23 protein-coding genes and 1 CRISPR repeat array are annotated in these 26,523 nt (G+C 64.1%); of the genes, 18 read left to right on the top strand and 5 right to left on the bottom strand.

The window, feature by feature from the left end; genetic code table 11:
* Nucleotides 1–628: zinc-binding dehydrogenase (locus tag U3A55_RS03390; RefSeq protein ID WP_330990122.1), on the top strand; the 628-nt coding region annotated here is incomplete at its 5' end.
* On the opposite strand, the gene U3A55_RS03385 is transcribed toward U3A55_RS03390, so the two are convergent.
* On the bottom strand, nucleotides 625–2,361 hold the full coding sequence (locus U3A55_RS03385) for a Rieske (2Fe-2S) protein (protein WP_330990121.1): 1,737 nt from the start codon (nucleotides 2,359–2,361) through the stop codon (nucleotides 625–627). The genes U3A55_RS03390 and U3A55_RS03385 overlap by 4 nt on opposite strands.
* A gap of 97 nt (nucleotides 2,362–2,458) precedes the next feature.
* On the opposite strand from U3A55_RS03385, the gene U3A55_RS03380 reads away from it, so the two are divergent.
* The 4 genes from U3A55_RS03380 (at nucleotide 2,459) to U3A55_RS03365 (ending at nucleotide 4,949) form a co-directional block, all read left to right on the top strand.
* Nucleotides 2,459–2,680 carry a hypothetical protein gene (locus U3A55_RS03380; protein WP_330990120.1) on the top strand — a complete coding sequence of 74 codons (222 nt, stop codon included), beginning with the start codon at nucleotides 2,459–2,461 and terminating at the stop codon, nucleotides 2,678–2,680.
* 43 nt (nucleotides 2,681–2,723) lie between these two features.
* Nucleotides 2,724–3,032, top strand: a complete 309-nt coding sequence (locus tag U3A55_RS03375) for a hypothetical protein (RefSeq protein WP_330990119.1) — start codon at nucleotides 2,724–2,726, stop codon at nucleotides 3,030–3,032.
* Nucleotides 3,033–3,079: 47 nt separating this feature from the next.
* Nucleotides 3,080–3,970, top strand: a complete 891-nt coding sequence (locus U3A55_RS03370; RefSeq protein WP_330990118.1) for a cation diffusion facilitator family transporter — start codon at nucleotides 3,080–3,082, stop codon at nucleotides 3,968–3,970.
* A gap of 541 nt (nucleotides 3,971–4,511) precedes the next feature.
* Nucleotides 4,512–4,949, top strand: a complete 438-nt coding sequence (locus tag U3A55_RS03365) for a hypothetical protein (RefSeq protein ID WP_330990117.1) — start codon at nucleotides 4,512–4,514, stop codon at nucleotides 4,947–4,949.
* Nucleotides 4,950–5,096: 147 nt separating this feature from the next.
* On the opposite strand, the gene U3A55_RS03360 is transcribed toward U3A55_RS03365, so the two are convergent.
* Complete coding sequence (locus U3A55_RS03360; protein ID WP_330990116.1) at nucleotides 5,097–6,317, bottom strand: metal-dependent hydrolase family protein; 1,221 nt, start codon at nucleotides 6,315–6,317, stop codon at nucleotides 5,097–5,099.
* A gap of 42 nt (nucleotides 6,318–6,359) precedes the next feature.
* Nucleotides 6,360–7,070, bottom strand: a complete 711-nt coding sequence (locus U3A55_RS03355) for a DICT sensory domain-containing protein (RefSeq protein ID WP_330990115.1) — start codon at nucleotides 7,068–7,070, stop codon at nucleotides 6,360–6,362.
* 92 nt (nucleotides 7,071–7,162) lie between these two features.
* Here U3A55_RS03355 and U3A55_RS03350 point away from each other — a divergent pair, with 92 nt between their 5' ends.
* From U3A55_RS03350 to cas2, 13 genes are all read left to right on the top strand, one after another.
* Nucleotides 7,163–7,546 (top strand): plastocyanin/azurin family copper-binding protein, encoded by a 384-nt coding sequence (locus U3A55_RS03350; protein ID WP_330990114.1) that lies wholly within the window; start codon nucleotides 7,163–7,165, stop codon nucleotides 7,544–7,546.
* The gene (locus U3A55_RS03345; protein WP_330990113.1) at nucleotides 7,546–7,920 is read left to right on the top strand and encodes a CrcB family protein; all 375 of its coding nucleotides are present in this window, start codon (nucleotides 7,546–7,548) and stop codon (nucleotides 7,918–7,920) included. The genes U3A55_RS03350 and U3A55_RS03345 overlap by 1 nt, the downstream gene beginning before the upstream one ends.
* On the top strand, nucleotides 7,920–8,273 hold the full coding sequence (gene crcB, locus U3A55_RS03340; protein WP_442978258.1) for a fluoride efflux transporter CrcB: 354 nt from the start codon (nucleotides 7,920–7,922) through the stop codon (nucleotides 8,271–8,273). The genes U3A55_RS03345 and crcB overlap by 1 nt, the downstream gene beginning before the upstream one ends.
* Before the next feature lie 63 nt (nucleotides 8,274–8,336).
* Nucleotides 8,337–9,302, top strand: coding sequence for a transcription initiation factor IIB (locus tag U3A55_RS03335; protein WP_145847867.1), 966 nt, complete (start codon nucleotides 8,337–8,339; stop codon nucleotides 9,300–9,302).
* Between the two features lie 463 nt (nucleotides 9,303–9,765).
* Nucleotides 9,766–11,943, top strand: coding sequence for a PAS domain S-box protein (locus tag U3A55_RS03330; RefSeq protein WP_330990112.1), 2,178 nt, complete (start codon nucleotides 9,766–9,768; stop codon nucleotides 11,941–11,943).
* Nucleotides 11,944–12,218: 275 nt separating this feature from the next.
* Nucleotides 12,219–13,031 carry a CRISPR-associated endoribonuclease Cas6 gene (locus tag U3A55_RS03325; RefSeq protein WP_330990111.1) on the top strand — a complete coding sequence of 271 codons (813 nt, stop codon included), beginning with the start codon at nucleotides 12,219–12,221 and terminating at the stop codon, nucleotides 13,029–13,031.
* A complete protein-coding gene (gene cas8b / locus U3A55_RS03320; protein ID WP_330990110.1) occupies nucleotides 13,018–15,126 on the top strand; it encodes a type I-B CRISPR-associated protein Cas8b/Csh1 in 2,109 nt (702 codons plus the stop codon). The genes U3A55_RS03325 and cas8b overlap by 14 nt, the downstream gene beginning before the upstream one ends.
* Complete coding sequence (gene cas7b / locus U3A55_RS03315; RefSeq protein WP_330990109.1) at nucleotides 15,126–16,208, top strand: type I-B CRISPR-associated protein Cas7/Csh2; 1,083 nt, start codon at nucleotides 15,126–15,128, stop codon at nucleotides 16,206–16,208. The genes cas8b and cas7b overlap by 1 nt, the downstream gene beginning before the upstream one ends.
* 2 nt (nucleotides 16,209–16,210) lie before the next feature.
* Nucleotides 16,211–17,050, top strand: coding sequence for a type I-B CRISPR-associated protein Cas5b (gene cas5b / locus U3A55_RS03310; protein ID WP_330990108.1), 840 nt, complete (start codon nucleotides 16,211–16,213; stop codon nucleotides 17,048–17,050).
* Complete coding sequence (locus U3A55_RS03305) at nucleotides 17,051–19,639, top strand: CRISPR-associated endonuclease Cas3'' (protein WP_330990107.1); 2,589 nt, start codon at nucleotides 17,051–17,053, stop codon at nucleotides 19,637–19,639.
* Nucleotides 19,636–20,214 (top strand): CRISPR-associated protein Cas4, encoded by a 579-nt coding sequence (gene cas4, locus U3A55_RS03300; RefSeq protein WP_330990106.1) that lies wholly within the window; start codon nucleotides 19,636–19,638, stop codon nucleotides 20,212–20,214. The genes U3A55_RS03305 and cas4 overlap by 4 nt, the downstream gene beginning before the upstream one ends.
* A 2-nt stretch (nucleotides 20,215–20,216) precedes the next feature.
* Nucleotides 20,217–21,209, top strand: coding sequence for a type I-B CRISPR-associated endonuclease Cas1b (cas1b, locus tag U3A55_RS03295; RefSeq protein WP_330990105.1), 993 nt, complete (start codon nucleotides 20,217–20,219; stop codon nucleotides 21,207–21,209).
* A gap of 2 nt (nucleotides 21,210–21,211) precedes the next feature.
* Entirely contained in the window at nucleotides 21,212–21,475 is a 264-nt protein-coding gene (cas2, locus tag U3A55_RS03290; protein WP_330990104.1) for a CRISPR-associated endonuclease Cas2, read from the top strand.
* Nucleotides 21,476–21,577: 102 nt separating this feature from the next.
* Nucleotides 21,578–24,948: direct repeats of the CRISPR family, unit length 30 nt; unit sequence GTTACAGCAGAACGCTAGAGCGGTTGAAGC.
* A gap of 105 nt (nucleotides 24,949–25,053) precedes the next feature.
* Here the strand turns inward: cas2 and U3A55_RS03285 are convergent.
* Nucleotides 25,054–25,287 (bottom strand): DUF7385 family protein, encoded by a 234-nt coding sequence (locus U3A55_RS03285; RefSeq protein WP_330990103.1) that lies wholly within the window; start codon nucleotides 25,285–25,287, stop codon nucleotides 25,054–25,056.
* 269 nt (nucleotides 25,288–25,556) lie between these two features.
* On the bottom strand, nucleotides 25,557–26,516 hold the full coding sequence (locus tag U3A55_RS03280; protein WP_330990102.1) for an oxidoreductase: 960 nt from the start codon (nucleotides 26,514–26,516) through the stop codon (nucleotides 25,557–25,559).
* Between the last annotated feature and the right edge of the window lie 7 nt (nucleotides 26,517–26,523).

Raw genomic sequence — 26,523 nt, 5'->3', positions numbered from 1 at the left:
AATCACGCTCGACGACACCGACCCGGTCGACATCGCGCCGCACGCCGACGCCGGCATCACCGCCTACCACGCCGTGAAGAAGGCAGCGCGCGAACTCGTTCCCGGTGACTACTGCGTCCTCATCGGTATCGGCGGCCTCGGCCACATCGGCCTGCAAGCGGCTCACGCGATGAGTGCCGCTCGAACCATCGCCGTGGACGTGAAGGACGACGCGCTCGCGCTCGCCGACAGCCTCGGTGCGGACTACACCGTGAACTCAACTGACGAGGACGTGGCGAACGCGGTCGACGCCATCACGGACGGTCGGGGCGCGAAACAGGTTCTCGACTTCGTCGGCTCGGACACCACAACCGCACTCGCACCAGATATTGTCTCTCCCGGCGGCGACCACCATATCGTCGGCTACGGCGGCCACATCCACCGCCCCAGCCAGGACCTCGTCGACGGCGAGTTCGACTACCGCGGGAACCTCGTCGGCACGTACACCGAGCTCCAGGAACTCGTCGCGCTCGTCGAACAGGGCGAGATACACCTCACGACCACCGAGTACGACCTCGCGGACATCAACGATGTCGCGGCGAAACTCGAACGCAACGAGATAGAGGGCCGCGCGGTCATCCGACCCTAGTGCTCGGTCTCGTGCAGGGCTTCGCCGCGATGGAGGCGCTCGGCGATGCGGTACGTCTGCTCGCGCTCCCGGCGCGTCGGCGTGTGCGCGGCGAGGTAGCGCGCGGCCGCGACGAGGAAGACGCGCTCGCGCTCTGAACTGTCGGCGTCCGTTGCGCCCGCGAACCCGGCTTCGACTGCCTGGAACGTGTGGAAGCCCGCGTCCTCCCGGACGAGAGACGCGCCCAGTGACTCCATCAGGTCGTCGGGGTCGCCGCCGCCGGCGAGGAAGTCAGCGGCCGCCCGCGACGCCTGGTTCACTTCGTCCGTTCCCTCGCGGTCGAACGCCTCGTCGAGTCCGTCGAGCGCGTCCGCGGGGTCGGCGGTCGGGTCGCCGTCGGGTATCGACGCGGGCGGCGTGTTGAGGAAGCGGTCGAGGTAGACGTTCAGCGCGGCGTCGAACGCGCCGCGGTAGAGCTCCGTGGCGTCCGTGCGCGCGGTGGCCTGGTGGACGGCGTTCGCGTACGTGAACGTGTGCAGGACGGTGTTCCAGTCGCCGAACTCGTTCCCCGTCGAGAACTGCGCGACGCGGACGGCGGCCGCGTACCGCACCACGCGGGAGAGCTGGCGGGGCGTCGCGCCCGCGTTCGCGGCGTCGAGAAGGGCGTCCACGATGGCGTGCGGGTCGTCGCCGAGCACGGTGTCGAGGAAGTCCCCGGGTTCGTCCCAGTCGCCGCTCGGGTTCTCGGGGAGGTCGTCGTACGCGTCGAACAGGAGGCCGGCGAGGTCCACGGGCTGGCGCCACTCCGCGTTCTCCTCGCTCCGGTCCGCGTCCGTGAGGCTCGACACCACGGACGCGAGCACGTCGTCCGCGCGCTCCCAGCCGACGTGGTCGAGGCTCTCGAACGCCTTGTTCACGAAGTCGAGCGCGTGGCCCGTACTGAGGTAGACGTGGTCGGTCGCCGCCGCGAACAGGAGTTCCGCCACGTCCTCGCGGTCAAGGGTGTCGACCGCGGTGCGGAGCACGCGCTCCGCGCCGTCCCGGTCCCGGACCTCGACGTTCTCCCGGAACCACTCCTTGAGACGCGCCTTCGACACCTCGTCGGTGTCGAGCGCCGGCTGGTCGAACTTCGGCGGCGTGCCCGCGCAGTCGCCCGCGACCTCCACCAGCCCCTGGTAGAGCGCGCGCCGCCGCGTCGCGTCGTCGAGCCGGTCGCGGACGTTCGCGAGCGCCGTGTGAATCGTCAGTCCGGACGCCCAGCCGTCGGCCCGGTACCGGGTGCCGAACTCGACGCCGGTCGCGTACGGGTCGCCGTAGTCGACGCCGGCGTCCGTCAGGCCGATGGCGGCCTTCGCGAGCACGAGCCGGAGGTCCTCCTCCAGCCCCGCCTCCAGTCGGTCCGCCCAGTGCTCCGCGGGCGGCGCGTCCCGCTCGGGCACCGGACGGACGTACACCTCGCCCTCGCGCACCTCCACGGGATACGTGGGCACGTCGTCCGCCCACGGGTCGAACGTGTCCCCGCAGGACAGCTCGAAGCGCGCGTGGTGCCAGTGACACGTCAGCACGCCGTCGTCCACGGTTCCCTCGGTGAGCGGGAACCCCATGTGCGGACAGCGGTTGTCGACTGCGCGCACCTCGCCGTCCGCGTGGAACAGCGCGATTGCCTGTCCGTTCTTGTTCACCAGTTCGCGACCGCTCTCCCGGAGGGCGTTGAGGTCCGTCGCGTACACGAACCCCTGCGAATCAGACGACATGCGTGACCCATCAGCACAGGCCGTTGTAAGCGTTCGCTGTAGCGAAATACGGGAACTCCCAGTAGGTCAAATAGCCGTTTGCGCTTAGCGCGGGGCTATGGACTCCCGCGTCCTGTTCTCGCGTATGCCGTCCCCGCTGGTCGTTGACGCCCTCCGAACCGCCGCGTACGCGGTGTACTTCCCGCTTCTCCTGATTGCGCTGTTCGCCGCGCCCGCGGCGCTCGTCGAACTCGGCGTGCCGCTCGTCGACGCCGTCGAGTACGCGCTCGCGGGCGTCGCCGCCGCGTACGTCGCCGGATTAGGTGTCCTCCTCCGATAGCCGTCGCGCAAAACATATCGGGTGGCGTGTCGGACACTCGCGCATGAGCACTGTCGAAGGCGTCGCCTTGCTCGGTATCGCGGGCGCCCTCACCGTCCTGCTCGTTCTCATCGCGCGCGGCCACACGAGTTTCATTGCCGGCGTCGGTTCGAGCACGCCCGACCACGTGGACGATGTCGACCTCGGCCGTGGGTTCGCGCTCCGCCTCGCTCCCGTCGTCGCGGGGGCGTATGCCCTCTCCGCGCTCGAATTCGTGGGGCGGACGAGTTCGGCCGCCTGGGTCGGCTACGTCGTCCTCGTGCTCGCCACGACGTTCTGGACAGTCTCCTACACGCGACAGTTCGACGTGTAGCGCGGACGAACGCAACCCCTAACTGCCGGCTTCGCGTCCCTCCGGTGATGGACGACAGGAGCGCGTTCCTGCGAGCGACCTGGGCAAACGTCCTCGGAAACGTCCTCAAAATCGCCGTCGAGGGCGCGGTCGGCGTTATGTTCGGCAGTCTCGCGCTCATCGCGGACGCCGCGCACTCGCTCGCCGACCTGCTCGCGAGCCTCATCGTGCTCATCTGGGGCCGCCTCTCCTTCGAGGGACCGGACCGCACGCATCCGCACGGCCACGAGCGCATCGAACCGCTCACCGCGCTGTTCGTCGGCGCGACGCTCGTCGTGCTCGGCGCGCGCATCCTCTACGACGCCGGTCTCGCCGTGCTTCACGCGCCCGACGTGGTGTTCGACCCGCTGCTCGTCGCCGGCCTCGCGTTCGGCGTGCTCGACATGGTGCTCGTCTACCGGTACACCACGCTCGTGAACGAAACACTGGAATCGCCCGCGCTCGACGCGCTCGCCGCCGACTGCCTGAACGACGTGTACACCAGCCTCGCCGCGGTCGTCGGCGTGTTCGGCGCCGCAATCGGCGAACCGATGCTCGACCCCATCGCGGGCGCGCTCGTCAGCGTGCTCGTGATTCGGGAGGGCGTCGCAATCTCCCGGGAGAACATCGACTACCTCGTCGGACGCGCGCCCCCGGAGGCGGAGCTCGACGCGATTCGGGACGCCGTGCTCTCCCACGAGGAGGTCGCCGGAATCCACGACTTCACCGCGCACTACGTCGGCACCGACATCGAGGTGGAGTTCCACGCGGAGGTCGCGGACGAACACACGCTCCGGGAGGCCCACGACCTCGAAACCGACCTCAGGCAGCGCGTGATGGCGCTCCCGGACGTGGGCGACGTGCACATCCACCTCGACCCCGCGGGGATGGGCGAGTGGAAGGACGCGCCCGAGAACTAGGTCGGAAGATGAGACTACAGCCGCTAGAGCGCGTTCACAGACCGATTTCAATCACAATTCTAACCACTCTCTGGATTAGCGACCGGTCGAATCAGGGCTGCTGCTGATTTCCCGGCGTTCACCACCCCGACCCAGTTCGATCCGATTCCAGCTTGCTTCAGTAGTGTACGCACTGTCTTTCCCTCGGTTTTGTCAACGTGTGTGCTTCGATACCTATGTCAGATACTGAGCGTGAGCTGCTTACGAGTCCCGTCGGTACGCCCTATACGTGATTACTCCGCCACCCACGAGGATAAGTACGACTGCAAGCCAGGGATACTCAATGACACCAGCGATTGTTAGTGCGGCGTACGCAACACCAATCAGCACGAGTCCAATGTTTACGGGAGAAAAAACCCGTACTACTGACTGGCTTTCTGCGTCCTCTGTATTAGACGCCATACTACGAAATTGGCCCTGAAATTTATAAATATACTCCAATGAATTATTATAAAATCTTCTATAACTTGATAATTGGTTTGTAGTGGGTGTTACGGGGTAGTTGCGTAGATCTGATGCGAAACGCTCCACACCGGGGATAAATAGTGAGTCAGCTCCGTCGGCTGAATCCCCTGCCGTTGAAGCCGCCGTTTCTGCGGCGTCCTGTAACCGGAGCGATGTCGTACTCACGGACCCAGGCACGATTGTTCCTGGGGAAGTATGGGTTGACATCTACCTGAGTGACGGCAATATCAGTGATATCGAGGGAATCGCCGGGCTGGGTGGCGTGACTGGCCCGATACTTTACGACTATCTTATCGCGCAGGGATACCTCGCAGCAGGGGCCCTCACCGGCCCCGCAGCGGTGGCAATTACCGTTGCCGTTGCAGCCGAATGGGCTTGGATTACGGTCGAAAATGATGGGTGTGGCGTGAAAATCGAAACCGGCTACAGCCCCGTCAATCCCTCGTACCAGATTCCGACGGTGGAATCCCAATAACAGCGACATATATTGGGGGTTGATCTATTTTTAGGGCATATGTGCGTCCGCGCTTGTCCGCGGAGATGACTTACGGAGTAAACAGAACTCCCAGCTACTTGTACCGGTCCTCGCTCATTCGTTGGAACGTTGGTCGCAACTTCGGAACTAGGCCGCTTCCTCGCCGCGCGCGTACACCGCCTCCACGCTCTCGCGGACCGCCGAGATGTCCTCCAGGGGGTTCTCGCCCAGTACGACGAGGTCCGCGCGCTGGCCGGGTTCGAGCGTGCCGATGTCGTCGTCGGGGACGGTGCGCGCCGCGACGCGCGTCCCCGCCTGAATCGCCTCCATCTCACTCATTCCTATTTCCTCCACGAACAGTTCGGCCTCCATCGCGTTCTCGCCGTGCGGGACGAGGGCGGGGCCGAGGAAGTCCGTGCCGAGCGCTATCGGGACGCCCGCGTCGTACGCCTTTCGCACGCTCTCGCGGTGGGCGTCGTACGCCTCGCGGGCCTTGCGGAGGCCGTGTTCGGGGACGCCGTGCTCGTCGCCGTGTTCGACGATGCGGTGCATGATGGCGAGCGTCGGGACGAACGTCGCGTCCGTCGAGAGGAGGAGGTCGACCGCCTCGTCGTCGACGTAGAAGCCGTGTTCGATGGTGTCGACGCCGTTCCGGAGCGCGCTCTTGATGCCCGCCGACCCCTGCGCGTGGCTCGCGACCGGGATGTCGACGCGGTGGGCTTCCTCCGTCATCGCCGCTATCTCGTCGTCCGTGAACTGGCTCTGGTCGGGCGCGTCGCGTTCCGAGAGCACGCCGCCCGTCGTCATGATTTTCAGGGAGTCGACGCCCTCCCGGATCTGCTTGCGCGCGGCCTTCCGGCACTCCGCGGGGCCGTCCGCGAGCGTGGAGATACCGAGACCGGCGTCGGCCGCCCACTCGTAGGGGAGGCTGTGGCTGTCGCCGTGGCCCGCGGTCTGACTGATGGACTGCCCGCTCGTGTACACGCGCGGCCCCGGTACGTCGCCGGATTCGACCGCTTCGCGGAGGCCGAGACCGGTCGTACTCCCCACGTCGCGCACGCTCGTGAACCCCGCGTCGAGGAGGTCGCGGAGGTCCGCGGTCGCGCGCGCCGCGCAGAGCGCGTCACCGTCGGTCACCCAGTCCATCGGGTCCATCGACCGCGACCCCTGCAGGTGGACGTGCGCGTCGATGAGGCCCGGAATCACGGTCGACTCGGGATACGTGACGTGGTCGTGGTCCGCGGGGGCGTCCACGTCCTCCCGGGGGCCGACGGCGGTGATTGTCTCCTCCTCGACGACGATGCGCGCGTCGCTGACCGGGTCGTCCGCGCGGCCGTCCACGAGGACGCCGCAATCGATAACTACCATGGTATGTATTCGCGTAGCGGGTGAGAAAAGCCTACGGATAGCCTACGCTGTCGACCGGTTCGCGGTGTCCGGCACGGCGTCGAACACGCGGTCGACGGTGTCCGAGTCGTACGTCCAGAACCCGTAGAACTCGCCGTCGCGTTCCTCCGCGAGCAGCGCGGATTTCTGGTCGGGGTCGGGACCGCCGTCGAACGCGACGAACCACGTCTCCCTGATTTCGGGGGAGTTGGTCGCGTGCACGGTCGTCCCCACGGAGTCCACGTTGGCGTCGGGCGCGCCGTAGACGTGCACGTCGAGGTCGGTCTCCGCGAGCAACCGATAGGCGTCCTGCTGGGTCTTGAACGTCGACAGCGCCTGAAACCCGACGAGTAGCTGGCCGGCGCCGACCCGCCACGCGCGGTCCTCTATCTCGCGGGACGCCGTCAGCATCTGAGTGTGGTCGTAGGACGTGAACGTCGTTCGGTCGAGCTGTTCGAGGATGGTGCGGTAGGGAACGACCTCCCCGAAGTCGCGGTTCGCGCGCCCGGAGACGAGGTCCTCCACGGCGTGCACGTCCGCGGAGACGACCGGGCCGTCGCCGTCCACGAGTTCGACGCGCGCGTCCGCCGGGTCCGCGACGGGTTCGTGGACGACGCGGACGTTCTGCGACGCGAAGTAGTCGCGGACGGCGGCCGCCAGGGCGTCCGTCGGGGCGTACACGGCGAGCGTCTTCTCCCGGCTCTCGACGCCCGAAACGATGTCACGGAGACCCATCGTGGCGTCTCTTCGCCGACCCACCCCTAAATACGTACTGTCCCGGCTGACGGAACCGGAAGGCGTTTTTCGCTCCTCTCGAAAGCCCACGTATGGACAGGCGGCAGTTCCTTCGAACGGCCGGTGTCGGGTCGGTCGCGGCGCTCGCTGGTTGCGCGGGTGGGACGAACGTCACCGTCACGTCGCTCCCACCGGAGACGACTCTCGTGAAAGTCTCACCGGAGGGCGGGTACGCGTTCTCGCCCGATACGCTCACCATCGAGGCCGGGACCACCGTCATCTGGAAGTGGTTCGATGGCGGGCACAACGTCGTCCCGGACGGCATCCCAGCGGAGTCCGACTGGGAGGGCCACGAGGAGTGGGAGGACCCCGGGTTCGAACACAAGCACACGTTCACCGTTCCGGGCGAGTACCACTACGTCTGCGTCCCCCACGAGAACATGGGGATGGTCGGCGACATCACCGTCGTCGAGTGATGAGCCGCCTCGAATCCGCCGAGACGGCTGTTCTCGTCGCACTCGGCGGGTTCGCGGGCGCGAACCTCCGGTACTTCCTCGCGCTCTTTCTTCCCGGCCTCTCGGGGACGCTCGCCGCGAACGCTGCGGGGAGTTTCCTCCTCGGGTTCGTCATGTACGAGGCGTACCACATCGGCGTGCTCGCCGACCGCACCCGCGTTGTCGCCGCCACGGGCTTTCTCTCCTCCTTCACGACGTACAGCACGTTCGCCGTCGAGAGCCTGCAGAGCGCCCCGCTCGCGCTCGCGGGGAACGTCGCCGCGAACTACGCGCTCGGATTGCTGGGCGTGCTCGTCGGTCGCGCGCTCGCCCGAACGCTCGGAGGTGACGCCTGATGGACGTACCCGCGGCCCAGCTCGTCGGCGCCGGCGGTGCGCTCGGCGCGCTCGCCCGGTACTACGTCGGCGTGCTCGTCCCCGAGACCGAGTTCCCGAGGAGCACTCTCGCAGTGAACGTCCTCGGGAGTTTCGCGCTCGGACTAGTGACGTTCGCGAACGCCGGCGAAACCTGGATGCTTCTCCTCGGAACGGGTGCGTGCGGCGCGTTCACGACGTTCTCGTCGTTCGCGTACGAGACGGTGCGGCTCGCCGAGCGCGGCCACCCCCGATTGGCGGCCGCGAACGCCGCCCTCAATCTCCTCGGGTCGTTCGCCGCGGTCGGGGTCGCGTGGGCCGCGACGAGCCTATAGGTTTGGTAACACGACGCACCAGACAAAGGGCTTAAAACTACCGATGTGTTTGGTGTACGTACGATGGTACGCCCCAGCCGGCAGCGGGAGCGCGAGAACCAGGCGGAGGAAACGACGGGCTCCGAACAGGAGGACGTTCGGGTCTGCCCGGAGTGTGACTCCACGAACCTCAGCGTGAGCGCGGACCAGGGGGAGCTCATCTGCGAGGACTGCGGTCTCGTTATCGAGGAGGATAACGTCGACCGCGGTCCGGAGTGGCGGGCGTTCAACCACTCCGAGCGCCAGGAGAAGTCCCGTGTTGGCGCGCCGACGACGCAGACGATGCACGACAAGGGGTTGACCACGCAAATCGACTGGAAGGACAAGGACGCCTACGGCCGCTCCATCAGTTCGAAGAAACGCTCCCAGATGCACCGCCTCCGCAAGTGGCAGGAGCGGATTCGGACGAAGGACGCGGGCGAGCGCAACCTCCAGTTCGCCCTCTCAGAAATCGACCGCATGGCCTCCGCCCTCGGCGTCCCACGGTCGGTCCGCGAAGTCGCCTCCGTCATCTACCGCCGCGCGCTGAAGGAAGACCTCATCCGCGGCCGCAGCATCGAGGGCGTCGCCACCGCCTGCCTCTACGCCGCCTGCCGGAAGGAAGGCATCCCCCGCAGTCTCGAAGAGGTCGCCGAGGTCTCCCGGGTCGACCAGAAGGAGATCGGCCGCACGTATCGCTACGTCGCGCAGGAGCTCAGCCTGGAGATGGAACCCGTGGACCCCAAGCAGTTCGTGCCGCGGTTCGCGAGCGAACTCGAACTCTCCGAGGAAACCCAGTCGAAGGCCAACGAAATTATCGACGTGTCCGCCGAACAGGGTCTTCTCTCCGGCAAATCCCCGACCGGCTTCGCCGCCGCCGCCATCTACGCCGCCTCCCTCCTCTGCAACGAGAAGAAGACCCAGCGCGAGGTCGCCGATGTGGCGCAGGTCACCGAGGTCACCATCCGGAACCGCTACCAGGAGCAGATCGAAGCGATGGGCTTCCAGTAGGCGAACGCGAAGCGTTCGCCGAACAAGCGAGCGCCGAGCGTCGGGCGGCGTGAGCAGTACGCGAAGCGTTCGCCGAATGAGCGAGCGCGAACAGAGTGAGACGCGAGCAGTAGGCGAAGCCGAGCGAAGCGAGGTTTCGCCGAACAAGCGAACGCGGAGCGTCGGGCGGCGTGAGCAGTACGTGGACACGACGTGTCCATCGAGTGAGTGACTGGGGAGAGACGGCCGGTACGTGGGCTGTGTGCGTGGTTTTTCTCGTCGCGTCGGGGTTGTGGGTGTTGTTAGCGCGTGTGGGCGAGGTAAGCATTTACGGCTGAGGCTACTGTTTACGACACAAGCGCGGCCTCGGTCGCTCGTCACCGGACGGGTGGCCGGCCGCTGAACCTCAATATATGCATCTCGTACAGTGCACGCGCGAATACAACCAGGTCGGCGTTACGCACGCTCCAGTACGGAGTGTGCAATGACTGGCTTGGCGTCGTCGACGGACTCAGCTGACGTGATTCGCGTGCTGCACGTTGACGATGATCGCGCACTCGGTGATCTCGTCAAGGCGTCGCTGGAGCGCGTGAACGACCACGTCAGCGTGACGACGGTAGCCACCGCCGATGACGCGCTGGCTCGGCTGGACGAGACCGCGTTCGATTGTGTCGTCTCGGACCACGAAATGCCGGGTAAGACCGGTATCGACCTCCTCCGCGAGTTACGCGCCAGCCACCCACAGTTGCCGTTCATCCTCTACACCGGCAAGGGCTCGGAGGAAGTGGCGAGTGACGCGATCACCGCCGGTGCGAGCGACTACATGCAGAAGGAGTCGGGAATCGACCACTACCGGGTGCTCGCGAATCGAATCGTGACGCTCGTCGAACGCGAGCGCGTGGAGGCGACGATGAACGACGTCCAGCGGTTGTTCTCCGAGCTCGCCGACCGCACGACCGACGTGCTCTGGTTGTTCACTGCCGACTGGACGGATGTCGTGTTCGTCAACGACGCTTACGAAGACGTGTTCGGACATTCTCGCGCCCAGCTCGAAGCGGACCCGCTGGCGTTCCTCGACCCGCTCCCCGACCGCGACCGCGCCCGGTTCGAGGACGCGATGAACGCGCTCTCGAACGGCGTCTCGATGGATATCGAAGTGAGCGTCGTCACCGCCGAAGGCGACAGCCGCGACATCTGGGTCAAGGGTGAACCCATTACGGACGGTACCGGCGCTGTCACGCACGTCGGCGGATTCACGCGCGACATCACCGCGCGAAAGACCCGCGAGCGCGAACTTGCGAGCGCGGAGCGAGGATACCGCGCCATGTTCGAGGACCCGAACATCCTCGTTGGCGTACTCGAACCCGACGGAACCGTCCGCGACGTCAATCAAACCGCGATGGAGTACATCGACGGCGACCTTGACGACGTGCTCGGCGAGCAGTTTTCGGCGACGCCGTGGTGGGGGGACGACGACACGCTCCGCGCGGACGTCGACGACTGGGTGTCGCGCGCGGCCGATGGCGAGTACGTCGAGTTCGAAGCGGACATTACGGGCAGGGAGGGCGTCCGAACCGTCAGCGGCGTCTTCCGTCCCGTGCGCGACGACGACGGGGAGGTCACCGCGCTCATCGTCTCCGACCGCGACGTCACCGAACGTCGGGCGCGGGAACGAGAGCTCGAACGCTACGAGGCCTACCTCGAACGGTCCACGGATATTATCACCGTCCTGGACGCCGACGGCACCGTGAAATACCAGAGCCCGTCCGTCACGCGAACGCTCGGCTACGAATCCGGCGAACTCGTCGGGAACGACGGCTTCGAACTCGTCCACCCCGACGACCGCGAACGTCTCTTCGAAACCTTTCGTGGACTCGTCGAACGGCCCGACGACTCGGTCACCGAAGAAGCACGGTTCCGCACCGCGGACGGCGAGTGGCGGTGGCTCGAAATACGCGGCCGCAACCACCTCGACCACCCCGTCATCGAGGGCGTCGTCACGAACAACCGCGACATCACCGAACGCAAACACCACGAACGCGAACTGGAGCGACAAAACGCCCGCCTGGAGGAGTTCGCGAGCGTCGTCAGTCACGACCTCCGTAACCCGCTGAGCGTCGCCAACGGCTACCTCGAACTCGCGCGCGAAACAGGGGAGAGCGAGCCACTCGCCGAGGTCGCCCGCGCCCACCAACGTATGTCCGACATCATCGAGGACATCCTCGCACTCGCCCGGCAGGGAGACGACGTCCACGCGAACACAACGCTCAACCTCGCAGCTGTCGCCGAGGACGCGTGGCGGAACGTGCCCACCGGCTCCGCAACGCTCAACATCACCACCACTGCAACAGTGTACGCCGACCGCACCGTCCTCCAACAACTCCTCGAGAACCTCTTCCGGAACGCCATCGAACACGGCGGCGACACCGTCACCGTCGACGCCCACGACGACGGCTTTGTCGTCGCCGACAACGGCCCCGGAATCCCCGAACCGGACCGCGAACGCGTCTTCGAACCTGGTTACACGACCACCGACTCGGGAACCGGATTCGGACTCGCCATCGCCGCCCGATGCGCCGACGCACACGGCTGGACGATTCGAGCAACCGAACACCCCGACGGCGGCGCACAGTTCGAACTCACCAATGTCCGCGTCGAGTGATGGAACCTCGCACTTCCCGAACAACCGCTCTAGCGTTTTGCTGTCCTCATAGCGAGGTTGCGGGCCGTGTGGTGTCTTAGAAGGGGTCTTGACGGTTTTCGCCATCCGTCCATAGTCGCGTTCTCCCGGGCGGCGATGGGGGTGGTATTGGTGGGACGTGTTCGAGCGTCGGTTTATTCACTCACCCAATACTTTATATCGAGTGTTCGATAAGACAGGGATATGCCATTGTTTCAGACTGTGGATAGTGGAGGTGGTGTACCACGATGCGCGTGATGGTTGATCTGGAAGCACAAGCCGACGTAGCGTACAAGACTGACTACCACCACAAACTCCGCGGTCGCCTGTGGCGGGCGCTTGAGGGAACGCGATACGAGGACGAACACGGAACAGCGGCGCCGATGGGGCTCGTCTTCTCGAACATCTTCCCGTGGGGTGATATCGAACGCGGAGACGAGCGGAAACTCCTTCTAGCATCCCCACGCGAGGGGGTGCTCGCCGCGATCGCGGACTCCCTCCAGACGAACCGCGAGTTCAACGTCGGGGATATGCCGTTCTCCGTGACGGAACTCCGGTCGCTGGACGTCGATGTTGGCGAACCTGGGACGCGGGGCGTTATCGAGACCGCCACGGGCGTTATCGTGCAACTATACGAGTCCCAGCGAGACACGTACGATATCGCATCCGAGCACGCCGATTCGAGCGATCCGACGTACTGGCGGCCGGAGCACACGGTCGAACCGTTCCGCGGCGCCGTGGAGACGAACCTCCAGCGGAAACACGACCGGTTTGCGCCGGACTACGTCCGCGGCCCGACGGACGTGGACGACGATTTGTTCGAGGGTTACGAGCTTCTGAAGACGTACGCGCTTCCGGTGACGGTGACGCAAGGGGTCGACCTGGATGTCGTCCTGAGCAAGTGGCGCTTCGATTACCGCGTCCGCGACGATACGCATCGCCGCCAGCTCAATCTCTTGCTCGATACGGGCGTCGGCGCGCGGAACGCGCTCGGATTCGGGTTCGCGAACATCGTCGAACGCACCCGCCCCGGAGAGACTGAACTGGAGGGACAGAGTGCTCTCCCCTGAGGCGTTCGACGACCGATACGACGACTCGGAGTTACGGTCGGAACTCCCGGACTCCCCGATAGCGTCGCTGCGCGACCTCCAGTACCTCTACGGGAAGCTCTACACGCTCGCGACCGCCGGCGGCGGCGAGTACGCGCCCTACCTCACGCCGGACGCGGCAGGCGACCTCGTGGACACCGACGACAGCCTCATCGTCGTTCGCGTCGACCTCTCCGAGGACGCCCCCCAGCTCGCGGACGACGAAACCGGTCCCGTCGAGGTGACGCGGTACACCGACGAACTAGTCGCGGCGGTCGCGCACTGTAAGTATCCCGCCGCGCGCGGTATCGATCACAGTATCACGCATCAGGCGGGGAAGAACAGCGACCCCGAGAAACTCGCGCGGTACGCGAACGAACGATTAACGAAGTGGGCGACGGACGATGTCGTGCAAGGCGCCGCGGCCGACCACGAGGACGGTTGGATTGTCGACGCGCTCGCCGAGCTCGGGGAGAACGAGACTGTCCTCGAAACCATCGAGAACGAAGTCGAGCGCGAACTCGACGGGGAGTCCGCGACCGCGCTTCTCACGGTGCGCGTGAAGACTGAGACCGGCGGCGATTACGAGTGGCCGGGAGCTGTCGACGTGTTCCAGGCGGCGATGCGCGCGCGGAAGCTGTCGAAGCTGGTTTCGAAGGGGCAGGCGACGGAGTCCGCGGGTGACGCGGTCGACCTCGTCACGGGCGAGGGCGCGCGCACAGTCGGGACGGCCGAGGACCCCCAGAACTACTATCTCGGCAAGCAACTGGAGAAATTCCCCGGTTTGGACGTGGACGAGGCGTGGCGGACACATCCCGTCTCCGAGGACGCTGCTATCACGCTGATGAACGCGGAGACGTTTGTCGAAGCGTGTACGTACCGGACGTTCGGCGCGAAAGTCTACTCGCTCCCGTACTTCTTCGGGACGCCGGATCCGGCGAGTGCTCGGGAGTTGTACGGGATGCTCTACCGGAACACGGAGGAAGCGGAGATGACACCGGTGGAACTGGCGTACGACGAGCGCGCGGGTGTCGCCGACAAAGACGACGACCTTCGGTTCTACGTCTCCGCCGTGATGCCCCATCAGATGTCTCGATACGACGTGTTCGGTGAGACGCTGAACGGCCGCCTCCTCTATCCGAAGGAGCTCGCCGTCGAACACAACTTCATGACGCGGACTGCCCTCTTCGAAAGTAGGGGTGGCTGGAGTGCGCCGCTCCCGCGGAACGAGAAGTGGGGATTGCTCGCGTCGAACGACGGGATGCTCGACTCCGTCTCGACGGGCTGGTACTTCACGCAGACGTTCGCGGAGCGGGACGACGCGGACGCGGACGCGGACGACCCCCGTATCGAAGCACTGATCGACGTTCTGAGCGGCGATCCGCTCTCCGTCGACACGCTCCTCGAAGAGTACGTAGAACGCATCATGGCGGACGAGAACGACGATCAAGTCGAACGGTTCCCGTCGTTCCGCGTCGCGAGTCAGTTCGCGCAACTGTGTGCGCTCGCCACCGACGAACTCGACCTCCTTACGACGAACGACCCCGGAAAGCAGTCGATAACACGAGAGCCGGACTACGACACTCAGACGATGCCAACACTCGAAGCAAACCCTATCGCGGACGGCGGTAACGCCCCCGCGTCGAAACTCGCAACGTTTATTGAAAGCACGCCCGCGCTCGTCCACGACGAAGCCAACCCGATAAACGACGAACGTCGTGGCGCATTCCTGCTCGGAGCGCTCGTCGGTGAAGTCGGGAGTTATCAGGGGTACAGCGAGGACCGTTCGACGACACTCATCGACCAGTATCCCGTCAAGTCGATAACTCGAACGCGCGTGAAGAAGGTCGCTCACGAGGCCATTGCAAAGACGGTGACGTACACGCGGGGTGAAGACCGGACGATTACGCTGTTCGAACACCTCGTCGACCGCCTCCGCGAGACCGTCGTCCGTCCCGACCCGGACGACTGGGAGATAGAGACGGACGACCTCCGATTCTACTACGCGTTAGGTGTCACGTACGGCATGAACGACCACCCGGACTGGGACGACGATACGAACGAGGACGAATACTGATGACTGATTCCACTGATTCCGTCGAGAACCGCTCCGAGATAGTCTTCCTGTACGACGCCGTCGACGCGAACCCGAACGGCAACCCTCTGAGTGGGTCGAATAGGCCGCGTATCGACCCGCAGACCCAGCAAGCGATTGTGACTGACGTGCGACTGAAACGCTATCTCCGCGACCAGCTGGACGACGACGGTCACGGGGTCTACATTCGGAACGTGCAGAACGAGTCCGGCTATCAGTCGACGCGCGTCGACCTCCTCGAGGACCGCTTGAAGGATATCGACCTCGACGACTACGACCGGGATGACGAGGAGGACGCCGAACGCCTCCGGGAGGACGTGTTCGGGGAGTTCCTCGACGAAAGCGCGGACGTGCGGTACTTCGGCGCGACGATGAGCGTCGACACGAAAGACGGCTACGAGGACCTCCTTCCGGACCACTTCACGGGACCGGTGCAGTTCTCGCCCGGGAAGTCGATGCACGCGGTGAACGAGAACGAGGAGTACGACAGTCTCACGAGCGTCATCGCCACGCAGGGGGAGAAAGAACAGGGCGGGTTCGATTTGGACGACCACCGCATCCAGTACGGCCTCATCCGATTCCACGGGCTCGTGGACGAACACGGCGCGCAAGACACGAAACTCACGGCGGCTGACGTGCGACGGCTGGACACGCTCTGTTGGCGCGCGTTGAAGAATCAGACGGTGAGTCGGTCGAAGGTCGGTCAGGAACCCCGGCTCTACTGTCGGGTCGAGTACGCGGACGAGAGCTACCACCTCGGCGGTCTCGATAAGGACTTGGCGCTCGACCCCGAGGAATCGAAGTCCGAGGACGAACTGCGGAACATTCGCGACCTCACGCTCGCCGTCGACGACTTCGTGGAGCGGATCGACGGCGCGAGCGACCGAATCGACCGAATCCGCGTCGCCGCAAGCGACGTGCTCGACGTGTCCTACGACGGTGAAACGGGCGGCCCGGACGTGCTCTACGGCGCGCTCCGGGACGCCGTCGGCGAGGCATCCGTGGACGAAATCGATGTCTACGGGGAGCACACCGAAACGCTCCCCGCCGCCAGCGACGAGTAACCGTGGCCCAGGAATCGCTCGATGGCTGGTTCGGCGACGAGAACGGCGAGAGCGACGCGGCCGCCAGTGACGGACTGAGTGACAGCGACGGGTTCCCCGAGCGCTGTCTGTCGTTCACGGTCCGAGGGCCGTGGGGGCACTTCCGCCGCGTCGAGGGGAATATCGTCAAGCAGACGTACCGAATCATCCCGCGGACGACCGTCGCTGGATTGCTCGCGGCAGTGCTGGGAATCGGCCGCGACGAGTATTACGACCTGTTCGCGCCCGAGGCGTCCGCCGTCGCTATCCAACCCGTCCGTGAGCTCCGGACGCTGAACATGCCGATGAACACGCTTTCGACCGCGGACGAGTCCATGGCTTCGCTGAACTCGCGGGGGAACGTGAGCGTGAAACTCCCCGACCCGTCGAACCTCCGTCAACAGCACAACTACGAGGTGCTTGTGGAACCCGCGTACCGGGTCGACGTGGCGCTGACGGACGACACCGCGTATCGCGACCTCCGCGACCACCTCGAATCGGGCACGTCACACTACGTGCCGAGTCTCGGGCTCTCGGAGCACCTCGCCGAACTCGAGTATCACGGGGAGAACGCGGTCGAGCCCGGGCCGGACGGGAGCGTGGTGGACGTGGATTCCGCCGTCCCGAACGCCGTCGACTCGGTCGTCCCCAGTGCGGGAACGCGATGTCAGATCGAGGAATCCCCGGCGTTCATGGCGACGGACGCGGGCGGCCGGACGACGCGGGCGTTCACGGCGTACGCGTACAATCCGGACGCCGGGCCGCTCTCGGTGCGCGGCGTCGACGCGGCAACGGTTGACGGTCGGACCGTGGTGTTCGTCTGAATGACCGTCCGGTACTCGCATCCCCCGGAGGACGGACAGGACGGGGTGTTACTCGAAAACCACCTCGACGATGTCGCAACGCGCGTTGGCTACGTCGTTCCCGAAGGAGCGACGACCCCGGACGACGACTCCCTCCAGGAGGCCGTTCGCGTGCTCGCGCACGTGCACGACTTCGGGAAGGCGACGACGTACTTCCAGCAGTACCTCGGTGAACGTCCCGGGTCTCCGGACTACGAGATGTACCGACATCACGCCCCTCTCGGGTCGTTCGCGGCGTACTACGCCCTGGACGCGCGCGGGTTCACGCCGGAAACGTGTCTCGCGGGGTTCGTCGCGGTCGCGAAACACCATGGTAGTCTTCCGGACGTTGCGGCGTACGTGTACGAGCGCGCACACCGCCGCGAGGATGTTCCGGCGGAGAAACAGAACGATGCGGAGCGACGACAGAACGCGGTCAACGTTCAGTTGACGGACATTCACGAGAACGCGCGCAACCTCGCCGAGGACGTGTTCGAGAACGCGACGGGGGGTGCGGGGTCGTGGATCGCGTTCGCGTCGGATTTCGTCGGCGTGCTCGACGATATCGAGAGCGTGGTGTCGTCAACCGGAACCGGGCCCGGGTTCGAACGTGACGCGCTCTCCGAGTCGTGTTACGGACTCGTCCTGCAGTGTTGGAGCGCGCTCGTCCTCGCGGACAAAACGAGCGCGGCCGGCGCGACGTCAGCGGCGGGAACGTACGCGGCGGAGACTCCCTCCCTGGATACGCTCGACGACTACATTGACGACCTCCCCGCGGACCCCGACCAGCACGGAACGCGCGCGCAGCGCCTCGATTACTGTCGAGACCGGGCGCGGGAGAGCGTCGTGGAGAACGCGGCGGCGTTCGCGGACCCCGGCGGTGGCGTGGCGACGCTGACACTCCCGACGGGGATGGGGAAGACGCTCACCGGACTGTCGGCTGCGTTCACGATTCGGGACGTTCTGAACGGCGAGCGCGTGGTGTACGCGCTTCCGTTCACGAGCATTATCGACCAGGTCGTGGACGAACTCGAAACCATCTACGACACTGATGGTCTGGACCGTCTGCTCACCGCTCACCACCACCTCGAAACAACGGCGATCTACGACCATAACGACGCGTCCGCGGACGATGCCGACCGTAACGACGATGTTGCGGCGATGCTCGGTGAATCGTGGCGAGCGGGACTGACAGTGACGACGTTCGTGCAGTTGTTCGAGAGTCTCGCCGGCCCGAGGAACACGCAGTCCATGAAACTCCCCGCGCTCCGGGATAGCGTTATCGTGCTGGACGAACCGCAAAGCCTCCCCCTGGAGTGGTGGAAGCTCGCGCCCCGGCTCGTCCGATTGCTCGAAGAGCAGTACGGCGCGACGGTTATCGCGATGACGGCAACCCAGCCGGAGTTATTCGACGCCGACACCGAGCTCGTTGACGACTACGACTACTTCGATGCGGTCGAACGCGTGGCCTACGAGTTCGACGACTCGATCGAGCGCTACATCGACTCCCGGGACGGCCCGAAGTCGTACGCGGACGCCGCGGCCGAACTCCGCGGAGTTCCGGAGGACGCGTCCGCGCTCGCCGTGACGAACACCATCGACAGCGCGCGAGAACTCACAGAGCGCGTCACGGACGGCCGGTCAGTCGTGGACGTGGCGGGTGTGTACGAGGACTTGCTCGAAACGGAGGGGGACGCGTTCGCGCTTACGGCCGACAGTGTTGCGGATGCCGTGCTTGACGACGGCGGGCGTCCGGTCCTCCACTTGTCGACGCGTCTCCGCCCCGTCGACCGCCTGACGCTCGTCGAAACCGCCAAAGAGCTTACAGCGCGCGAGTGCGGCCTGCTCACCGTTTCGACACAGCTCATCGAAGCCGGCGTGGATATCAGCTTCGACCGCGTCTACCGCGACTTCGCGCCCCTCGACAGTATCGTGCAGGCCGCCGGCCGGTGTAATCGGTCGTTCGAGCGCGACCGCGGCCGCGTCACCATCTGGTGGCTCGACGCACCCACTGATGAGAGCGAGAAGACGCCCGCGGCAGCGGTCTACAACCGCGGCACGAACCTTCTCCCCGTTACCGCTGACGCGATAGCCGCGGTCCGGGAGCGCGTCGGCGAGTTGGACGAGACTGCGATGGCACAGACAGCGGTCCGAGAGTACTACCAGCGAATCGGCGCCGACGGACGCAACGTCGGGAAACGGGAGTACGCGGAGTACGTGAACGACGCGCGCGCCGATGAACTCGGACGTCTTTCGCTCATCGATCAGCGGCGCGTCGCGGACGTGCTCGTCGTGCGAACCGCCGCCGACCGCGACCGCGTCGACGCGATTCGGAAGGCAGACCGGAACTACGAGTTCGAAGACCTCGACCGCCTGCTCGACGAGACGAAACCCATCCGGGTGTCAGTCCCGCTCTACGACGACGAGACGGAAGACGCGGTTAGAGACCTTCCAGAGGTACTCAGCGAACGGGGACTGCGAGAACTGGATGTCAGAGACCGACCGGACCACTTCGACGCACGAACCGGCTTCGTCGTGCCGGAGAGTAGCGTCGCCCACCAGTTCCTATGACGGCTGACGACTCACCCGCGGAATCGAACGAAGACCCGGTGGAGAAGCTGTTGCGGTCGGCACGCGACGAAACAACTAGTGACGAGTTCCGGGTGACTGGCGTGATGATGCAGTATTACGAGGTGTGTGAGCGTGAACTCTGGTTCGCGTCCCGCCATCTCGAAATCGACCGGGACAACGCATCAGTGGTACGCGGAACGCGCGTCGACGAGTCCGCGTACGCAGAGAAACGGCGGAACGTCTCCATCGACGGCACAATCTCGATAGACGTCTTGGAGGACGGGCGCGTGATGGAAGTGAAACCGTCGTCCTCGCTGGTCGACCCCGCGAAACTCCAGTTGCTCTACTACCTCTGGTACCTCGACCGAATCGTCGGCGTGGAACGCGATGGAGTGCTCGCGCACCCGACCGAACGCCAGCGCGAACACGTTGAACTCACCGTGGAGAACACGGAACGAGTGGAGAACGCCATTCGCGGTATTCACGATATCGTCACGGAAGACTCCCCGCCACTCGCGGAGGAAAAACCGTTCTGTGACTCGTGTGCCTACCACGACTTCTGCTGGAGCTGCTAAAAATGACTGATAACTATCACGTATTCAGTGACGGCCGCCTCGAACGCCAAAACGACACGGTCCGTCTCGTCACCGAGGACGACGAGAAGAAATACCTCCCGATCGAGAACGCGGAAGCCGTCTTCCTCCACGGACAAATCGACTTCAATACCCGGCTCGTCTCATTCCTCAACGACCAGGGCGTCGCCGTCCACGTCTTCGGCTGGAACGACTACTACGCAGGCTCAGTGATGCCCGAACGCGGGCAGACCTCGGGGCGCACGCTCGTCGAACAAGTCCGCGCGTACGACGACTCCGAACACCGCCGCAATATCGCGCGGAAGATTATCGCCGGCAGCATCCACAATATGCGTGCGAACATCAAATACTACGACAGCCGCGACCACGACTTTGAGCACGCGCTCAACAAACTCGAATCCCAACAGGACGCGCTCAACCCGTCGTTAGACGTATCCGAACTGATGGGCGTCGAAGCCACCGCCCGCCGCGCCTACTACTCCACGTTCGACGATATCCTCCCCGACGGCTTCGTGTTCGGCGGCCGCGAATACAACCCCCCGAAGAACGAAGTGAACAGCCTCCTCTCGTTCGGGAACGCCCTCGTCTACGCGAACATCGTCTCCGCCATCCGCGCAACCGCCCTCGACCCCGCAGTCAGCTACCTCCACGAACCCGGCGACCGACGATACTCACTCGCACTCGACCTCGCCGACATCTTCAAACCCCTGCTCGCCGACCGCGTCATCTTTCGCGTCGTCAACCGAAACCAGCTCGGACTCGACGACTTCGAAGACCGCCTCAACGCCTGCCTCCTCAACGAACAGGGCAGACAAACCTACTCGAAAGCCTTCGAAGAAACGCTCGACCAGACCGTCGAACACCCCCGGCTCAAGCGCAAAGTCAGCTACCAACACCTCCTCCGCGTCGAAACCTACAAACTCAAAAAACACCTCCTCACCGGCGAAGAATACACTCCATTCAAACGGTGGTGGTAATCATGCCCTACGCCATCATCGTCTACGACGTCCAAGCCGACCGAACCCAGAAATTCCTCCACTACCTCCACCGATACCTCGTTCACGTCCAAAACTCCGTCTTCGAAGGCGAACTCACTGACGGACAGCTCGTCGAAATAGAAGACACCCTCCAAGAGATGCTCGAACCAGACGAATCCGTCATGATCTACCGAACAGCCGGAGAAAGCTATCTCGACCGCTCCGTCTACGGCAACGACCCACTGGACGACCAACACTTTCTCTAGACTCCCATCGACCCCCTGGGGGACAACCGACTACTGACGGTCGACGGAAACCTTGATACGTAAACCACCCACAGACGCCATATGGCCCGCAAACTGGCCATGGTTACAGCAGAACGCTAGAGCGGTTGAAGCAATCTCCGGCGTAACCAACGAGTCACGTTCTCTCTCGTTACAGCAGAACGCTAGAGCGGTTGAAGCTCGCGGAACACGCGGTCGGCCGGTCGGTCGCCGGTGGTTACAGCAGAACGCTAGAGCGGTTGAAGCCACATCGACGTGGGCTCGACGACCGGCCGAGATAGGTTACAGCAGAACGCTAGAGCGGTTGAAGCAGTCAGGATAAGCACGCCAGCCGCTGCGACCGCGAGTTACAGCAGAACGCTAGAGCGGTTGAAGCCGGGCAATGTCCGACATAACCCGTGTCGGTTGGCGGTTACAGCAGAACGCTAGAGCGGTTGAAGCGCTCCCGACACGCCGGACGTGGAGGTGCTCGGCTAGTTACAGCAGAACGCTAGAGCGGTTGAAGCGAGGTTGACCTCAAAGAGTTCCGAAACTCGGTCGCGTTACAGCAGAACGCTAGAGCGGTTGAAGCACGCTGAACCCGCAGCCGTCGCCGTTCGACGCTGGTTACAGCAGAACGCTAGAGCGGTTGAAGCCGGAGGCGACACTCCACTTGAGTTTCGCGTCCGCGGTTACAGCAGAACGCTAGAGCGGTTGAAGCCCGTTCCACCAGCCCGTGGGCCGACCGCCGTCTGTGTTACAGCAGAACGCTAGAGCGGTTGAAGCCCGAGATCGGCTTCCAGACTGGACCCGGAATCCAGTGTTACAGCAGAACGCTAGAGCGGTTGAAGCGAGAGCGGTGATGATGTCCTCGGGGTGGGAGTTGAGTTACAGCAGAACGCTAGAGCGGTTGAAGCCTCCATCCGAAGTGTACGCGCTGGAGCGATATGGTTACAGCAGAACGCTAGAGCGGTTGAAGCGACTACTACGCGCCTGGCGACGTGACGCCGGTCGGGTTACAGCAGAACGCTAGAGCGGTTGAAGCACTTCGCGATTATCAACTGGGATATCGTCATGGGCGGTTACAGCAGAACGCTAGAGCGGTTGAAGCCGGCGGCGACTCCGAACGGGCCAAAGGTTGCGCCGGTTACAGCAGAACGCTAGAGCGGTTGAAGCATGGGACCAACCACCGGAACGAGATTTGCCCGCCGGTTACAGCAGAACGCTAGAGCGGTTGAAGCACCATCTCCCGCGTCACCTGGCTCGTGTCCAGACCGGTTACAGCAGAACGCTAGAGCGGTTGAAGCGACGAACTCAAGAATCGCCGCACCAGCGCCGAGCGGGTTACAGCAGAACGCTAGAGCGGTTGAAGCTCGCCGTTGTGGGCCGTCAAAATCCATGACGGAACAGTTACAGCAGAACGCTAGAGCGGTTGAAGCACGACGCGCGCCGACCACCTCCGCGACCTCGTGGAGTTACAGCAGAACGCTAGAGCGGTTGAAGCTACCAAGACGGCCCGGATGTGGAGCGGTTGGAGCGTGTTACAGCAGAACGCTAGAGCGGTTGAAGCGTGGTACAGGAACACGTCCCCCGTCGTCGAGTTCGCAGTTACAGCAGAACGCTAGAGCGGTTGAAGCCTGCGGGAGAAGATAGACGAGGAGATGGACTAATGGGTTACAGCAGAACGCTAGAGCGGTTGAAGCCCGCTACGTCTGAGGTGGCGGATACGGTGCTCGAGTTACAGCAGAACGCTAGAGCGGTTGAAGCGGACTATCTTGACGAGGAGGACCGCGAGGCCATCGACGGTTACAGCAGAACGCTAGAGCGGTTGAAGCCACCTGTGCCTCGGCGCGCTTGGGTTGGGTAAGAGTGGTTACAGCAGAACGCTAGAGCGGTTGAAGCGACGACGTCGACATTCCGTAACCATGTCCGAAGACAGGTTACAGCAGAACGCTAGAGCGGTTGAAGCCGTCTGAACTACTTTCGCAGATCGTCTGAGTAATCGTTACAGCAGAACGCTAGAGCGGTTGAAGCCGCATCCTCGTCCTCCCCGAGCGGCCGCTGTTTGATGGTTACAGCAGAACGCTAGAGCGGTTGAAGCCGCTACCGCTACCATCGTGTCCATCGTAGACCCGTCGTTACAGCAGAACGCTAGAGCGGTTGAAGCCCCCGAACTCGTGTCCGACTTCCTCTGAGTAAAACGGTTACAGCAGAACGCTAGAGCGGTTGAAGCCTACAACGACGCGGTGTTGGACTACGAGACTGAGGGTTACAGCAGAACGCTAGAGCGGTTGAAGCCGGCGTACCGTCGTAGCACATGGTTGGCCCGGCGAGTTACAGCAGAACGCTAGAGCGGTTGAAGCCGGCTCCAACTCCACGGCGCGGGGTCGAGGTCGTTGGTTACAGCAGAACGCTAGAGCGGTTGAAGCAGAAATCCGTGCAGTCGTTCCGGCGTGGCGGCCGGGTTACAGCAGAACGCTAGAGCGGTTGAAGCCCGTCCATCGCATCCATCCGTCGCCGGTCCCTCTCTGTTACAGCAGAACGCTAGAGCGGTTGAAGCGAGCGGCGAGAAACGGAATAGAATCTATATCGTTGTTACAGCAGAACGCTAGAGCGGTTGAAGCCAAAACTGGATGCGCTCGCAGCTCGGCCTCGGAACAGTTACAGCAGAACGCTAGAGCGGTTGAAGCGCCAGCGCCTCGTCGCCGATGAGTCCAACGCGGGGTTACAGCAGAACGCTAGAGCGGTTGAAGCGGTTCTCGCGGGTGACGGGAGCGAGCCACATCTCGTGTTACAGCAGAACGCTAGAGCGGTTGAAGCCGTCGTATTCGGCGCTAACGTGCGCCTTGTCGGTGGTTACAGCAGAACGCTAGAGCGGTTGAAGCGAACGGTCGTAGTCGACCGTGCGTTCGGTGCCGCATGTTACAGCAGAACGCTAGAGCGGTTGAAGCTGCGCGCTCGTACCACCACATTGCACAACAAACCGGTTACAGCAGAACGCTAGAGCGGTTGAAGCTACGAGAAAGCATATCCTCAAACGTCCAGATTGCCAGTTACAGCAGAACGCTAGAGCGGTTGAAGCAACTGTTGCCGCAGAGACCGCCGTGAGTGCGGCACGGTTACAGCAGAACGCTAGAGCGGTTGAAGCCATGACCACGTCCTGAGCGCCGAGGTCGTGTGCCTCGTTACAGCAGAACGCTAGAGCGGTTGAAGCCGAGGAGTGCGTCCAAGCACTCAGTGAGGACGGCGACCGTTACAGCAGAACGCTAGAGCGGTTGAAGCATCGAGAATCCCGCGGATAGCGGAGTCGCGTATGGGGTTACAGCAGAACGCTAGAGCGGTTGAAGCGAGGAGTTCGGCCCCGACATGGACCAGCCGGTCGTTACAGCAGAACGCTAGAGCGGTTGAAGCCCGTCGTCGTCCGTCGTCTCGGTCTCGCCAAACGTGTTACAGCAGAACGCTAGAGCGGTTGAAGTAACGACGGAGCCCAGTTCGTCTCCGTCATTCGGTCGCAGTTTTTCGCGGAGTGGGCCACATCTTCCAAGCTGGGGTTGCGAGCGGTTGACGGTTCGCGGGTTCGGTTAGCGTTTGTGTGTGAAGATGAGTGCGCGGTCGTCTTCGACGCCGACACAGAAGTCGAGCTGCTGGGAGAGGTTGAGGCTCGTGGGGTTCTCTTTGCAGACGACGAGGTCGTCGAACGGTTCGTCGCAGGCGGGGCAGGCGACCGAGACCGTGTTCTGGTAGGTTTTCAGTGCTCGGTTCTCCTCGCGTGGTGTCAGCGAGGCGGTGAGTTCGTCGAGTTTGACGTCGTCCATACGGTCCCACTGGCCTGATATACTATAAAATCTCGGCGCCACCAGGGGGGTTCGTCGAAGAGAATGACGTCGACGACAGCGGCGACCGGAAACAATTCTAACGGCCCGAACGCCTCGACCGAGAACGTGAGTCGTTCGAGGCGGTGGTGGAGCGGATATCCGCGACTTCCGGGTGGGTGATTCGCGACGAGTACGTCTGCCCCTGCCGCGGGTTCCTGGACGACGACCCGCCATCCGCCGACGAAACCCAGTGAACCGCCCCACTGCCGCTACTTGGCGTCTTCGTTCACGCCGGATTCGGGAAGGGCAAACGTGACGCCGGTGAGGTCCTCGGACACCCCCCAGAGACGGCGTGCGGTGTCGTCGTCGTGGCTGCGTTCGCTCGACTCCTGTCGGCCGGGGTGGCCGCGCATATTGAACAGTCCCGTCGGACCGATGTACTCGCCGCCGTCGATATCCGGGTTTGTGGCGGCGTAGAGGAGCGGCCACGCGCCCCGTTCGGCGCTCTGCGCGACCACTACGTTCGCGGCTTTCATCGCGAGCGTGCGGAGACGACTCCCCTCGGCCTCGGGCCCGCGGAGCTGGAGGTTGGTCGCCGCGTATCCTGGATGGCAGGCGACACTGGTGACGCTCGCGCCCGCCGTGCGGAGGCGGCGGTCGAGTTCGTACGCGAACAGGACGTTCGCGAGCTTCGACTGCGCGTACGCGGCCCACTTGTCGTACTCGTCCTCGCTCTGGAGGTCGTCGAAGTCGATGCGGCCGCGTTCGTGCACGCCGCTCGACTGAGTGACGACGCGCGATTCGTCGTTCGTCTGTCGGAGGACGGGAAGGAGGCGGGCGGTGAGTGCGAAGTGGCCGATGTGGTTCACGCCGAACTGGGTCTCGAAGCCGTCCGCGGTCTCCGAGCGCGGTATCGCCATCACGCCCGCGTTGTTCGCGAGGACGTGCAGCGCGTCGTACTCCGCACGATACCAGTCCGCGAACTCTCGAACCGAGTCGAGGTCGGCGAGGTCGAGTTCGCGGAGGGTGAGGGACGCGCCCGGGTACTCGGATTCTATCTCGCGTTTCGCGTCCCGGCCGCGGTCGGTGCTCCGGCAGGCCATGACGACGTGCGCGCCCGCGGCGGCGAACGCGCTCGCTGCCTCGAACCCGATGCCGCTGTTCGCGCCGGTGACGACGACAGTCGTCCCGGCCTGTGACTCCATTTCAGACGGCGTCCACTCGCTCATGGCTCGT

The organism is Salarchaeum sp. III, from assembly GCF_036418315.1.
Lineage (GTDB): Archaea > Halobacteriota > Halobacteria > Halobacteriales > Halobacteriaceae > Salarchaeum.
The sequence above is the reverse complement of the archived record's forward strand: the minus strand, read 5'-3'. Positions and strand labels throughout refer to the sequence as shown.